Genomic DNA, 13,343 nt, shown 5'->3' on the forward strand with positions numbered 1-13,343 from the left:
TTAACTCTCTTATGCGATGATTGATTGGAACGTGCCGGACCGATAGGGGTTTCGCTCGCGAGTTGCAAAACTAAAGCAGCCAGCCCGCAAAGGGTGGACGCAAGATAAGGTGTGGGACAAAGAAATTAAATGAGTCGGACTTTGTTCCCCCACGCGGCGCGCGCGCGGCCCCTTTGGGTCGCCACCGCAAGCGGCATGCTGCTTGTCGCCGTGCCCGCCGCGGCACAGACCGACACGCCCGCGTCGGCTCCGGCCGCGCAGCCCGACCTCCAGAATCGCGACGTTTCGGCCGTCACGGTCGATGCACCGAAGCCCGGTGACGAAGAACAGATCGGCTTTGCCGCCGACAATCTGAATTACGACAGCGATGCCGACATCGTCGTTGCCGACGGCAATGTCGAAATGAACCGCGACACCATCTCGATGCGCGCCGACAAGGTGACGTGGAACCGCAAGACCGGCGAAGTGGTCGCCGAGGGCGATGTCGCGATCAAGAATCCCGAAGGCGACACCGCCTATGGCGACCGCATCGTGCTGACCGACACGCTGCGCGACGGCATCGTCCAAAATATGCTCGTCGTGTTCGATAATGGCGCGCGGCTCGCCGCGGTGAAGGGTAGGCGCTTCGACAACGGCAATATCGAGCTGGAAAACGCCGCCTACACGCCCTGCCCGGTCGAGGATGACGCTGGCTGCCCCAAGAACCCCAGCTGGCAGATCCGCGCCGTCCGCGTCATTTACGACCAGGCGAAGAACAAGATCCGCTACAAGGGCGCGCGCGTTGAAGTCTTCGGCCTGCCGCTCATCCCGCTGCCGGGGCTCAGCCACCCCGCCAACAATGATGCAGGAAGCGGTATCCTCGTCCCCGACGTCCGCCTCGGCCGCACCAACGGGTTCGAAATTGCCCTTCCCTATTATCTGCGCCTCGCCCCCGACCGCGACCTGACGATTACGCCGCACGTCTACACCAATACGGCGCCGATGATCGAAGGCGAGTTCCGCGCTCTCACCGATATCGGCGCTTTCCGAATCAACGGCTACGCGACCTACAGCTCGGTGGTGCCGCTGACCGGAACCGGCACCGCCGCCGATCAGCGCAACGATTTTCGCGGCTATCTGGAAAGCGCAGGCAAGTTCCAGTTCGATCCCAAGTGGAGCCTGACCTATTCGGGCCGGATCACCACCGACCGCACCTTCATGCGCCGCTACGATATCAGCCGCGACGACAGGTTGCGATCGATGTTCGAGCTCGAGCGGATCGGTGGGCAGAGCTATTTGTCGATAGCCGGCTGGGCGACGCAGACCCTGCGCGCGGGCGACAGCCAGGGACAGCAACCGATCGCGCTTCCGATCATCGACTATCGCCAACGCCTGCCCGATCCGTGGCTGGGCGGACAGTTTGAGCTTCAGCTCAACACGCTGTCGATCGCCCGCACCGCGGGACAGGATACGCAGCGCGCCTTCGCCGGCGCGCGCTGGGATCTGCGCGGGCTGACCGGGCTCGGCCAGGAAGTCACGCTGACCGCACTGGTGCGCGGCGATGTCTATCACAGTGACGAAAATCTGCTGACGCCGATCGCCGACTATCGCGGCAAGTCGGGCTGGCAGGCCCGCGGCATCGCCGCCATCGCCGCCGACATGCGCTGGCCCTTCATCGGCGAATTCCTCGGCGGCACCCAGACGCTGACCCCGCGAGTGCAGATCGTCGCGACGCCGCCGCTCAAGAATGTCGATATTCCGAACGAGGATTCGCGCGCCTTCGATCTTGAGGACGGCAATCTTTTCGCGATCAATCGCTTCAACGGCTACGACCGGTTCGAGGACGGCGCGCGCATCACCTATGGCGTCGAATGGAATTTCAGTCGCCCCGGCTTCAATATCAGCAGCGTCATCGGGCAAAGCTATCGCCTGTCGGACAAGCCGACGCTGTTCCCCGACGGGACGGGGCTCACCGACCGGCTCTCCGACATCGTCGGGCGGACGACCGTCGCCTACAAGGATTTCCTGCGCCTCACCCACCGCTTCCGGCTCGACAAGGATAATCTGGCGATCCGCCGCAACGAATTCGACGCGACGATCGGCAGCCGCTCGACCTATGCCGTGCTCGGCTATTCGCGCCTCAACCGCGACATCACCCTGCTCGGCGAAGATCTGCAGGATCGCGAAGAAGCGCGCGTCGGCGGCCGTGTGGCGGTCGCGAAAAACTGGTCGATCTTCGGCTCGGCGATCGTCGATCTGACCAGCAAGGCCGACGATCCGCTCAGCACATCGGACGGCTTCGACCCGATTCGCCACCGGCTCGGCGTCGCCTATGACGACGACTGCCTGTCGATCGCCTTCACCTGGCGCCGCGATTACATCGACACCGGCGACGCGCGGCGCGGCAACAGCTTCTCTTTCCGCGTCGCGTTCCGCAACCTCGGTTTCTGATCGCTCAGCCTGCGTTCAGCGTTTTCCCGCTATCTCCCGGCTTCAAAGGTCCGGATGGCGGATTGCGCTGGACCATCGGGCGCTTCGGCTGATACGGAGCGTCGCATTCTTACTCGAATAGGATGGCAATGACCAAAATTTCGACCATGTTCGGACTGATTGCCGCTGCGGCCGTGGGGTCCGTCCCGGTGTCGGCCCAGACCGTAGCCGACAGCGAAACCCCTGCGACCAACCTCGCCATTCCCGGCAATGTCCAGCTTTACGGCGACGGCAAGCCCAACGTCTATCGCCCCTCGGCGATCGTCAACGGCGAAGTCATCACCGCGACCGACATCGAGCAGCGCATGGCGCTGATCCGCATTGCGAACAACAATATGGAATTGCCCGCCGAGGAAATTCAGCGGCTGCGCCAGCAGGTGTTCAGCAACCTGATCGACGAAAAGCTCCAGATTCAGGAAGCCCGCGCGGCAAAGATCGACATCGACGAAAATGTCATCAACGAACAATTTGCCCGGCTGGCGGCGCGTTTCAAGCAGACGCCCGACGAATTCAGCAAATATCTCGCGTCCAAGGGGTCTTCGGCCGCCGCGGTGAAGCAGCAAATCCGCGGCGAATTCGCTTGGGACCGCCTGCTGTCGCGCAATATCCAGTCGACGACCAATGTATCGACCGACGAGGTGGAAGCGGTGGTCAAGCGGCTGCAGGAGGCCAAGGGTCAGGACGAACTGCACCTCGGCGAAATCTATCTCGCGACGACGCCCGAAAATGCCGCCGCCGTGATGGCGAATGCGCAAAAGATCATTCAGGCGCTTCAGGCCGGCGGCAGCTTCGCTGCCTATGCACGCCAATTCTCCGAAGCCTCGACCGCGGTCGTTGGCGGCGATCTCGGCTGGGTCCGCCCCGCGACCCTTCCGCCGTCGATGGCGCAGGCGGCGCTCAACATGCAGCCCGGCCAGCTCGTCGGCCCGGTCGAAGTCCCGGGCGGGATATCGATCCTGCTGATGATCGACCGGCGCCAAGTTCTGACGGCCGACCCGCGCGACGCGGTGCTCAGCCTCAAGCAGGTGTCGCTCGATTTCGCCCCCGGCACGACCGAAGCAAAGGCGAGCGAGCTCGCCAGCCAGTTCGCCGACGCGACGCGCAGCATCGCCGGTTGCGGCGCGGCCGACGATATCGCCGCCAAGCTCGGCGCGAATGTCGTGTCGCGCGACAATATCTCGATGCGCGCACTGCCACCGCAGCTGCAGAACACGCTGACCAACATGCAGATCGGCCAAGTCACTCAGCCGTTCGGCGCCGCCAATGAAGGGGTCAGCGTCCTGGTCCTTTGCGGCCGCGACCTGCCCGAATCGGCGACCGCTCCCGACGTTCAGGCGATCGAGCAGAAGCTGCTCGAGGACAAGGTCAACAAGCGCGCGCAACGCTATCTGCGCGACCTGCGCCGGGATGCGGTGATCGAATATAATTGATGACGGCTATGATTAAACGACGCCCGATCGCGGTCACCATGGGCGACCCGGCGGGCGTCGGTCCCGAAGTTGCGGCCCGCGCCTGGGCCGAACGCCACAAGCATGACCTTCCCCCCTTCGTCACCGTCGGCGACGCTGCGGTGATCGAAGCCGTCTGGGACGGCCCGATCGTTCGCGTCAACGACATGGAGGAGGCCGGACGGCTGTTCGACACGGCGCTGCCCGTCTGGCATCTCGAGGACAGCGGCCCCCTCACCCCCGGCGAACCGACTGCGGCCGGCGCGACTTGCGCCCTGCATGCGCTGGAAACCGGCATCGGCCTCACCCGCAACGGCGCCGCCGCGGCGCTGGTGACGGGTCCGGTGTCGAAACATGCGCTGCAAAGCATCGGCTATACCCATCCGGGGCAGACCGAATTCATCGCCGAACGCTGCGGCGTTACCGCGACCAATGCGGTGATGATGCTCGCCGGCCCCGGCCTGCGCGTCGTACCGCTGACCGTCCATATCCCGCTCGCCGAGGTGCCCGAACGCCTGACCGCCGAGCTTATCGTTGCCAAGGCGCGCATCGTCGTTCGCGGCCTGATCCGCGACTTCGGTATCGCCCAGCCGCGCCTCGCGATGGCCGGGCTCAACCCCCATGCCGGCGAAAGCGGCCGACTCGGCGACGAGGAAATCCGCATCATCGCCCCCGCGATCGAGCAGCTTGCCGCCGAGGGGATCGTCGTCGACGGCCCGCTCGCCGCCGATGCGCTGTTCGCACCCGGCATCCGCGACCGCTATGACGCTCTGCTCTGCGGCTATCACGATCAGGCGCTGGCGCCGTTCAAGGCGCTGCATTTCCACGACGGCGTCAACCTGACGCTCGGGCTGCCGATCATCCGTACCTCGCCCGATCATGGCACCGCCTTCAACATCGCGGGTTCGGGAACCGCCGATCCCGGACCGACGATCGCCGCGATCGCAATGGCCGCGCGGATGGCCGGGGCGCGGGCGCGCGGCTGCGCCGCCGCCGCGTGACGACGCAGCCCAATCGTCCGCTGCCGCCGCTGCGCGATGTCGTGCGCGCGCACGGGCTCTCGGCCAGCAAGGCGCTTGGGCAGAATTTCCTTTTCGACGAACAATTGCTCGATCGCGTCGCGGCGATCCCCGGCAATCTCGACGGCGCGACGGTGTTCGAGGTCGGTCCCGGACCGGGCGGGCTGACGCGCGCGCTGCTGCGCGCCGGGGCGCGGGTGATCGCGGTCGAACGCGACGAACGCTGCCTGCCGCTGCTCGCCGATCTTGCCGATGCCTTCGAGGGCCGGTTGACCGTCGTGTCAGACGACGCGATGGCAGTCGATGCGAACGCGCTGGCGGGCGGCCCCTATCATATCGTCGCCAACCTTCCCTATAATGTCGGTACCGCACTGTTCACGCGCTGGCTCGAACCCGCTGCCTGGCCGCCGCAATGGCTGTCGCTGACGCTGATGTTCCAGCTCGAGGTCGCCGAACGCATCGTCGCCCCCGTCGGCAGCTCGGCTTACGGGCGGCTCGCGGTGCTGGCGCAGTGGCGCGCCCAGGCGAAGCTCGCGATGAAGGTCCACCGCTCGGCGTTCACCCCGCCGCCCAAGGTGATGTCGGCGATCATCCATGTCACCCCGGGAGACGAACCGCCGGGCGTGTCGCCTGCGATGCTGTCGAAGCTCACCGAAAAGGGGTTCGGACAGCGCCGCAAGATGCTGCGCCAGAGCCTCAAGGGGGTTCCCGGCGCGATCGAGGCGCTGGACGCGCTCGGTATCGATCCGACCCGGCGCGCTGAGACGGTCAGCGTCGCCGAATGGGTGGCGCTTGCACGGTCGCTGACGCCCGCCGCCTGACGCTGGTGGATTGAGGCCCGCGGACCCGGCGCGACGCGACGCCCCTTGGCACCGCCGCCCATCTGCGCTAGCCTCTAGTTAACGTTTACGTAAATGGGAGGGTGCCGTGGCAGAGGCCCGCGAATTCGACATCATCGTCTATGGTGCGACCGGCTTTACCGGCCGCCTCGTCGCCGAATATTTCGTGCAGCATTATGGCGGCCGCAAGGACGCGCCCAAATGGGCGATGGCGGGACGCAGTCTCGACAAGCTTGCCGAGGTGCGCGACCTGATCGGCGCGCCGGCCGACACGCCGCTCGTCGTCGCCGACGCCAGCGAGCCCGCCAGCCTCGACATGATGGCGCATCGCACGCGCGTCGTGCTGACCACCGTCGGCCCCTATCAGCTTTATGGCAGCGACCTCGTCAACGCCTGCGCCAAGGCCGGAACCGCCTATGCCGATCTGTGCGGCGAGCCCGGCTGGATGCGCGAGATGATCGACGCGCATCAGGATCAGGCGCAGGCATCGGGCGCGCGCATCACCTTTTCGTGCGGTTTCGATTCGATCCCCTTCGACCTCGGCGTGCTGTTTCTCCAGGCCGAGGCGGTGAAGCGCCACGGCAAACCCGCGCCGCGCGTGAAGGGCCGCGTACGCAAGATGCAGGGCGGCGCCTCGGGCGGCACCATCGCCAGCCTGACCGAAACACTGAAGGCCGTCGCCAAGAAGCCGTCGCTCGCGCTGTTGCTCAAATCCTCCTTCGCGCTGACCCCGGGGTTCGAAGGTCCGCACCAGCCGTCGGGACTGATCCCCGAATATGATCATGCGACCGGCACCTGGACTGCGCCCTTCGTGATGGCGCCGATCAACACCAAAAATGTCCACCGCACCAATTTCCTGCTCGGCCACCCATGGGGGTCCGACCTTGTCTATGACGAGATGGTGATGACGACGATCGGCGAGGCCGGAAAGGCGATGGCCGAAGCGATGGCGAAGGCGAGCCCCTTCGGCGAATCCAAGCTCAAACCCGGCGAGGGACCGAGCAAGGAAGAGCGCGAAAACGGCTTCTACGACATCCTCTTCGTTGGCGAATATCCCGACGGCACCACGATCCGCGCCAGCGTCCAGGGCGACCGCGACCCCGGCTATGGATCGACGTCGAAGATGCTCGCCGAAACCGGCATGACGCTGCTCGAAACCGATGGCGCGGGCGGCGTGTGGACCCCCGGCGCGCTGCTTGGTCAGGCCCTGATCGACCGGCTGACCGCCCATGCCGGACTGACCTTCCAGATCGAGGATTGAGTTTACCGATGACAAGCTCCCCCAGCGCGCTCGACGCGCTGCTCTCCACCCTGCGCGTCGACGGCAATGTCGCGACGGCGCATATCGACGACGGCTGGATGCAGGGCCGCACGGCCTATGGCGGGATCAGCTCGGCTGTCGCGCTCGCCGGCACGATGGCGCTCCACCCGACCGAGGCGCCGCTTCGCTATGCGCAGATCAGCTTCGTCGGGCCGGTCAGCGGCGATTGCACCGTGCATACGCGCGTGCTGCGCCAATCGAAATCGAGCCTGTTCATCGACGCTGGCGTCACCAGCGATGCAGGCTTCGGCACCGCCGCGGTCTTCGCCTTCTCGCCCGACCGGCAAAGCCATCTCGATCACGACCGGCTCGCCATACCCGACGCGCCCGCCCCCGAAACGCTTCAGCCGGTGCCCGAGCACAAGGCGCGGCCCAGCTTCACCCGCCATTTCGACATGCGCCCGACGACCGGCCCGCGCTTCAACTGGAAAAGCGATGTCGGCGAATATCTGACTTGGGTGCGCTTTGTCGAAGAGCCCGCCTGTCATCCGGCGGTCGCGCTGCTCGCGATGGGCGATGCACTGCCCCCCGCGGCGATGGCGCTGTTCACCGAATTCGGTCCGATCAGCTCGATGAACTGGACGGTCAACATGCTCACCGCAAAGCCCGAGACCGACGACGGCTGGTGGCTGCTCTCAGCCAAGACCGGCTTCGCCCGCAACGGGCTGTCGGTGCAGGACATGATGCTGTGGAACCGCGCCGGCGAACCGGTGCTGCACGGCAGCCAGGCGATTGCGATTTACGCCTGATAACGACCCCATCGCGGACTTAGGTGATCGAAGCCAAAAAAACCAGATGGCTGGCCTGACTCAACTGGAACGCGCCGCATTGCAGGCAATTTTTGCAGAAGCTGGTAATCTCGCAAGAGGTCTTGACCGTCTGCTCGATGCTGAGGTGCTGTCACGCGAAAACACCGGCGGAGGTTTCTTCACAACCCTAGCTGCACCGATTGCCCCTCGCCGGGAAAGTCTTCATTTAGGAGAGCATGTTTGGGTCGCGGTTGAAGGGCTGGATTTTGGCCTTGGCATCATCCTTCACCTTCACGAACAGCGGCTACCGTTCATTGAGGGTTACGCGGTTGCGCTGGAAGACACATTGCAGGTGAACTTCGCTGAGGTCCGATTTGCGATGGTCAGCGAACCCGGCGCGATGCCGGCGGACTTCGGCTAACCACCCGTCTTACGTCAGAACCGGTAGCACAATCGCCGCCTCGAGCCCGCCGCCCGGACGGTTCGCCAGTACCAGCTCGCCGCCCTCGCCCGCCGCAATCTCGCGCGCGATCGACAGGCCGAGGCCGGCGCCGCCCGTCGCGCGGTTCCGCGACTGCTCGCCGCGCGCAAAGGGTTCGACCAGCGTGAGGATTTGCTCGTCGGTCAGCCCCGGGCCGTCATCGGACACGATGATGCGCGCATGGTCGCCCTCGCGCACCACCGACAGCCGCGCGCGAACGCCATAGGCCAGCGCATTGTCGATCAGGTTGCGCAGCGCCCGGCGCAGCAGCATCGGGCGCGCCCGCGCCGCCGCCTCGGCGAGCGCGCCCGCCGCGACATCCTTGCCCTGCTCGCCATAGTCTTCCGTCAGTTCGCGCAGCAGCAGCGGCAGCGCGATCGCCTCGGGCGCCTCGGTTCCCGCCCCCGACCGCGCGAGCGCCAATATGTCGGCCAGCATCGCGGTCATTTCCTCGATCGAAGCGATCATCTTTTCGCGCAGCCGGTCGTCGTCGACCTGCTCGACGCGGACGCGCAGACTTGCGAGCGGGGTGCGCAGATCGTGGCCGACCGCACCCAGCATCCGATCCTTGTCGGCGAGCATCGTGCCGATGCGCGCGCGATAGGCGTTGAACGCCGCAATCAGGTCGCGCACGTCGGACGGCCCCGCCTCGTCGATCGGCGGCAGATCGCGCGCCGCCGGATTGGCCCGCACCGCGCGGGTCAACTCGCGCAGCGGCGCCGCGACGCGCCACGCGATCAGGATGATCGGCACGAGGAGCAGCAGATAGAGCGACAGCGTCTGCCATAGCAAAAAGCCTTGCAGCCGCCCGCCGGTCGCCGGAATGCGGCTCCGCACGGTGAAATAGCGCCCGTCGACGCGCGCGCTCACCACGACGACGCGGCCGGGATAGCTGGTTTTCTGCGCACGCGGCCGCAGCGGCATCGCCCACGCGGACACCTCGCTCGCCTTGACCCCGCCCTCGCTCAGCAGGTCGGCGACATAGGCTGACAGGTCGGCAAGCGGCACCGACCCCGGAATCAGCGGCGGCGGCCCGTCGGTAATCAGTAGTTTCTGGACCCGGTCGTGCCGGCCTCTCGCGGCGCCGTCGTCGATCCGGCCGCGTCGGTCGCGATCAATCGCATCGATGATCCGTGCGACCGCCATGCCGCCGCCATGCGCAAGCGTCTGCTGCTTCTGGCCGCGTGCGAGCATCACGAAATTGATCCCCTGCGCGACGAACAGCATCGCTGCGACGGCCAGCACCAACTGCCCGATCAGGCTGCGCGGCCACAGACGAATGCTCATGCGGCCGGCCCCAGCCGCTTGACCTCGCAGGCCAGCGTATAGCCGCCGCCCCACACCGTCTTGACGATCTGCGGGTGCGCGGGGTCTTCCTCGATCTTTTTGCGCAGGCGGCTGACCAGATTGTCGATCGCGCGGTCGAAGATGTCGGCCTCGCGCCCGCGCACCAGATCGAGCAGCCGGTCGCGGCTCATCACCTGTCGCGGATGGCGCACCAGCGCTTGAAGCAAGTGATATTCGCCCGACGACAGCGCGACTTCGGTGCCCGCCTCGTCGACCAGCACGCGTTCGACCTCGCGCAGCACCCACGGCCCGAAGGCATAGCTCGTCCCGCCCGGATCGACCGCGCGGCCGTTCGCCTGCGTCCGGCGCAGCACGGTGCGGATGCGCGCGACCAGTTCGCGCGGGTTGAAGGGTTTGACGACATAGTCATCGGCGCCGATCTCCAGCCCGATGATGCGCTCGGTATCTTCGGCGCGCGCGGTGAGCAGGATCACGGGGATGCTGCTCGTCTCGCGCAGATGGCGGGTCAGCGACAGGCCGTCTTCGCCGGGCATCATGATGTCGCTTACTACCAGGTCGACCGATTGCGCGCGCAGCACCGACCGCGCTTCGGCGGCATTGGCCGCGTCGGTCACGGCAAATCCCTGCGCCTCCAGATATTCGGAAAGCGGCTCGCGGATCGACGGTTCGTCGTCGATCAGCAGAATGCGGGGGGTGTCGCTATCGGTCATGGCTATCCGCTACAAATAACTAGTTCGCCCACCGGCCCGCAGGGGGCCGATGGGCGATAGCTGGCAGGACGCGGCGGCAAAGGCAATGCCAGCGTGGGGGGCTAGGGAGGGGGGATAGGCCCACCCACGCCGCCCGCGTCACTGCCAATCAGTTGGTGGCGGGCGGCGCCGGCGGCGCACCGCGCTTGTCGCGCATCCCTTGGCGCATGGCCTGCCGCTCTTCCGCTGTCACCTTGCCGTCCTTGTTGGTATCCATCCGGTCGAAGCGCGCCAGCGCGCCGGCGACAAATTCGGCCTGGCTGATTGCCTTGTCGCCATTAGCATCGGCCTTCATCCAGCCGCCCGGACCGCCATGTCCGCCGCGCTTGCCGCCGTGATGGCCGCGCATCGCGTGCCGCTCGCCGCCTTCGCCCGGCGCACCGGCGCGTTCGCCGCGCTTGGCTTTCCATTCGGCGCGCTTCGCCTGGCGCGCGGCATCGGCCTGGTCCCATTCGGCCTTGCTGATGCTGCCATCCTTGTTGGCGTCAAGGCGGTCGAACATCTGGGCGCGCTTTTCGGCATGGCGAGCGGCGCGATCGGCCTGGTCGAGCTTGCCGTCCTTGTTGATGTCAAGCTTGACGAACATCGCCTTGGCGTGCGCTTCGGCCTCAGCGCGGGTCAGCACGCCGTCCTTGTTGGCGTCGCCCATGTTGCGGTCGCCGCCGGGGGCAGCCAGCACCGGCACCGCGATCAGCGCGGCGCCCAGCGTCAAAAGGGTCATCTTTTTCTTCACGTCACGAACTCCTGTCCAAGGGACCAGATGAAAGGGGGAAGAGCCTTCGGTCCCGATGACACCCTTCTAGGCTCCGTTTGTCCCACAGCATTGCCGCATGGTCGGAATAGTGTCGCAAAATGTCGCAAAACGCCCCCCGCGTTCATCCCACTGCAAGTTCCGGCTGCGCCGCCAGGCGATGGCAATCCGGACGCAAAGGCGCTAAGCAGCGGCACGGGTCGGTGGCGATCGCAAGAGGGGCAAGGGATGGGCGGCAAGTCGAGCGAAGAGGTCGAGCTCAAGCTCGAACTCCCGCCGGACGCGCGCAGCACGGTCGATTGGCCGGCGCTGTTCGGCGCGCCGCCGACGATGATCGCCCAGCATGCGGTCTATTTCGACACTCCCGACCGCGCGCTCGCCGCCGCGGGCTTTTCGCTGCGTATCCGCACGAGCGGCACCAAGCGCCTCCAGACGGTGAAGGCGCGTGCCGCGGCCGCAGGCCTCTTCGCACGCGCCGAATGGGAATTTGCGGTGGAGGGCGACATCCCCGTGCTCGACGATCGCACCCCAGTCGCGGCGACGCTGGGCGCGCGCACGGCGAAGCTTGGCCCCGTCTTTACGATCGAAAACGAACGGATGCTCTGGGATTTGGGCGGGATCGAGGTCGCACTCGATCACGCCCGCGTCGCCACCCCCGACGCCGAAACCCCGATCGACGAGATCGAGCTCGAGGCAAAGGGCAGCGCAATTCCCGCGCTATTCGCCCTCGCCCGCCGGATCGATGCGGCAACCCCGGTTCAGATCGCTATACTCAGCAAGGCCGACCGCGGCTACCGGCTGCTCGCGCCGCCGGCTCCCGGCGAAAAAGCCCGGCCGGTGGCGCTGGCGGCCGGGATCACGGCGGCGGAGGCGTTTTGCGCCATCGCCCGCGCCTGCCTGCGCCAGTTCCGCCTCAACGCCGCAACGGTGATCGAGCGCGGCGATCCCGGCGCGCTGCATCAGGCGCGCGTCGCGCTGCGACGGCTGCGTTCGGCGCTCGCGGTTCACGCGCCGCTGTTTCCGCCCTCCGCTTCCGCGCGCTGGGACGACGAGCTACGCTGGCTTGCCGGCGAATTGGGCGCGGCGCGCGATCTCGACGTTCTCGCCGTGCGCGCCGGACCGGGCGCCCTCGCCGACCGGCTGCGTCCCGCGCGCGAAGCCGCCTATGCGCGCGCCACCGCGGCGCTGCTTGCCCCGCGCGCGCGGCACCTGATGCTCGATTTCGTCGAGTGGCTCACCATCGGCGACTGGCGCACGGGTGATGAAGCCGCGGCGCCGTGCGCACGTCCGGTACGCGGCTTCGCGGCCGAGGAGCTGGACCGGCTGCACCGGAAGGTCCGCAAGCGCGGGCGCCACTTCGCGCGCCTCGACGATGCAGCCCGGCACCGCCTCCGCAAGACGGTCAAGAAGCTGCGCTACACCGCCGATTTCTTCGCACCGCTGTTTTCCGACGACGGGCGGTCTGCGGCCCTGCGCGATCATGCCAAGCTCACCGAGGCGCTGCAGGACCATCTCGGCGCGCTCAACGACATCGCCACCGCACCCCAGTTGCTGCGCAGCCTGTCGCTCGATGCGGTTCCCGAAGTGGTAGCACTTTTCGCCACTGGCGATCGCGAGCGCCTGCTCGGCGAAGCGCGCACCGCCTTTCGCGCGCTCCGCGATGCCGCCCCCTTCTGGCGCTGAGCCTATAGCGGCAGTTCGGTCGTCGACTTGATCTCGGACAGCGCGACCGTCGAATTGATTTCCTGGACGCCGGGCAGCTTGCTCAGCTGATCGAAGAAGAAGCGTTCATAGGCGTCGATGTCGCGCGCGACGATACGCAGCATGAAATCGGTCGTCCCCATCAGCACATAGGCATCGAGCACTTCGGGAAAGCCGCGGATCGTCGCGCTGAATTCATCAAGATTGGCGCGGCCGTGCGCGTTGAGCTTCACTTGCGCAAAGACATGCGCGTTCAGTCCGACCTTGCGCCGGTCGACGATCGCGACGCGTTTCCGAATAAATCCCTCGCGCTCCAGCCGGTCGATACGCCGCCAGCAGGGCGACACCGACAGCCCGACGCGATCGGCGATCTCGGCGGTCGTCTGGCTCGCGTCGCGCTGCAATTCGCGAAGGATTTTTATCTCGAACGGATCAAGATCGGTCATTCATTTCCCATATCAGCAGATTTCCGGTTTCAAAATCCTCAAAATCACCAATGCGGACGAAA

Annotated in this window: 12 protein-coding genes; 8 read left to right on the forward strand and 4 right to left on the reverse strand. The window is 66.4% G+C overall.

Annotated elements, in window-relative coordinates:
* Positions 1-129 precede the first annotated feature (129 nt).
* The 7 genes from MU856_RS09820 (at position 130) to MU856_RS09850 (ending at position 8,266) form a co-directional block, all read left to right on the forward strand.
* Positions 130-2,430, forward strand: a complete 2,301-nt coding sequence (locus MU856_RS09820) for an LPS-assembly protein LptD (RefSeq protein ID WP_263587458.1) — start codon at positions 130-132, stop codon at positions 2,428-2,430.
* Between the two features lie 128 nt (positions 2,431-2,558).
* Positions 2,559-3,899, forward strand: a complete 1,341-nt coding sequence (locus MU856_RS09825; RefSeq protein ID WP_186402330.1) for a peptidylprolyl isomerase — start codon at positions 2,559-2,561, stop codon at positions 3,897-3,899.
* Positions 3,899-4,918 carry a 4-hydroxythreonine-4-phosphate dehydrogenase PdxA gene (pdxA, locus tag MU856_RS09830; protein WP_062902788.1) on the forward strand — a complete coding sequence of 340 codons (1,020 nt, stop codon included), beginning with the start codon at positions 3,899-3,901 and terminating at the stop codon, positions 4,916-4,918. The genes MU856_RS09825 and pdxA overlap by 1 nt, the downstream gene beginning before the upstream one ends.
* Positions 4,915-5,757 carry a 16S rRNA (adenine(1518)-N(6)/adenine(1519)-N(6))-dimethyltransferase RsmA gene (gene rsmA, locus MU856_RS09835; RefSeq protein ID WP_263587459.1) on the forward strand — a complete coding sequence of 281 codons (843 nt, stop codon included), beginning with the start codon at positions 4,915-4,917 and terminating at the stop codon, positions 5,755-5,757. Before pdxA ends, rsmA begins: the two co-directional genes overlap by 4 nt.
* A 106-nt stretch (positions 5,758-5,863) precedes the next feature.
* Entirely contained in the window at positions 5,864-7,036 is a 1,173-nt protein-coding gene (locus MU856_RS09840; protein WP_263587460.1) for a saccharopine dehydrogenase family protein, read from the forward strand.
* Positions 7,037-7,044: 8 nt separating this feature from the next.
* Positions 7,045-7,845, forward strand: a complete 801-nt coding sequence (locus tag MU856_RS09845) for an acyl-CoA thioesterase (protein WP_062902790.1) — start codon at positions 7,045-7,047, stop codon at positions 7,843-7,845.
* 46 nt (positions 7,846-7,891) lie between these two features.
* Positions 7,892-8,266 (forward strand): hypothetical protein, encoded by a 375-nt coding sequence (locus tag MU856_RS09850; protein WP_263587461.1) that lies wholly within the window; start codon positions 7,892-7,894, stop codon positions 8,264-8,266.
* Between the two features lie 9 nt (positions 8,267-8,275).
* On the opposite strand, the gene MU856_RS09855 is transcribed toward MU856_RS09850, so the two are convergent.
* The 3 genes from MU856_RS09855 to MU856_RS09865 form a co-directional block, all read right to left on the reverse strand.
* Positions 8,276-9,613, reverse strand: a complete 1,338-nt coding sequence (locus tag MU856_RS09855) for a sensor histidine kinase (protein ID WP_062902792.1) — start codon at positions 9,611-9,613, stop codon at positions 8,276-8,278.
* Positions 9,610-10,344: a response regulator gene (locus tag MU856_RS09860; protein WP_263587462.1), complete on the reverse strand. Its 735-nt coding sequence runs from the start codon at positions 10,342-10,344 to the stop codon at positions 9,610-9,612. The genes MU856_RS09855 and MU856_RS09860 overlap by 4 nt, the downstream gene beginning before the upstream one ends.
* A gap of 148 nt (positions 10,345-10,492) precedes the next feature.
* Positions 10,493-11,116: a hypothetical protein gene (locus tag MU856_RS09865; RefSeq protein WP_062902793.1), complete on the reverse strand. Its 624-nt coding sequence runs from the start codon at positions 11,114-11,116 to the stop codon at positions 10,493-10,495.
* A 246-nt stretch (positions 11,117-11,362) separates the two neighbouring features.
* On the opposite strand from MU856_RS09865, the gene MU856_RS09870 reads away from it, so the two are divergent.
* A complete protein-coding gene (locus tag MU856_RS09870) occupies positions 11,363-12,817 on the forward strand; it encodes a CHAD domain-containing protein (protein WP_263587463.1) in 1,455 nt (484 codons plus the stop codon).
* Positions 12,818-12,819: 2 nt separating this feature from the next.
* Here the strand turns inward: MU856_RS09870 and MU856_RS09875 are convergent, their stop codons facing one another.
* A complete protein-coding gene (locus MU856_RS09875; protein WP_058813303.1) occupies positions 12,820-13,281 on the reverse strand; it encodes an Lrp/AsnC family transcriptional regulator in 462 nt (153 codons plus the stop codon).
* Between the last annotated feature and the right edge of the window lie 62 nt (positions 13,282-13,343).

It is taken from the genome of Sphingopyxis sp. GC21 (genome assembly GCF_025727575.1).
Taxonomy (GTDB): Bacteria; Pseudomonadota; Alphaproteobacteria; order Sphingomonadales; family Sphingomonadaceae; genus Sphingopyxis; species Sphingopyxis terrae_A.

Bases quoted from the DNA above. Each gene is read 5' to 3' on its own strand.
- MU856_RS09850 (WP_263587461.1), top strand. From the start codon at position 7,892: ATGGCTGGCCTGACTCAACTGGAACGCGCCGCATTGCAGGCAATTTTT.
- MU856_RS09870 (WP_263587463.1), top strand. From the start codon at position 11,363: ATGGGCGGCAAGTCGAGCGAAGAGGTCGAGCTCAAGCTCGAACTCCCG.
- MU856_RS09860 (WP_263587462.1), bottom strand. From the start codon at position 10,344: ATGACCGATAGCGACACCCCCCGCATTCTGCTGATCGACGACGAACCG.
- MU856_RS09820 (WP_263587458.1), top strand. From the start codon at position 130: ATGAGTCGGACTTTGTTCCCCCACGCGGCGCGCGCGCGGCCCCTTTGG.
- MU856_RS09825 (WP_186402330.1), top strand. From the start codon at position 2,559: ATGACCAAAATTTCGACCATGTTCGGACTGATTGCCGCTGCGGCCGTG.
- MU856_RS09855 (WP_062902792.1), bottom strand. From the start codon at position 9,613: ATGAGCATTCGTCTGTGGCCGCGCAGCCTGATCGGGCAGTTGGTGCTG.
- MU856_RS09845 (WP_062902790.1), top strand. From the start codon at position 7,045: ATGACAAGCTCCCCCAGCGCGCTCGACGCGCTGCTCTCCACCCTGCGC.
- pdxA (WP_062902788.1), top strand. From the start codon at position 3,899: ATGACGGCTATGATTAAACGACGCCCGATCGCGGTCACCATGGGCGAC.
- MU856_RS09875 (WP_058813303.1), bottom strand. From the start codon at position 13,281: ATGACCGATCTTGATCCGTTCGAGATAAAAATCCTTCGCGAATTGCAG.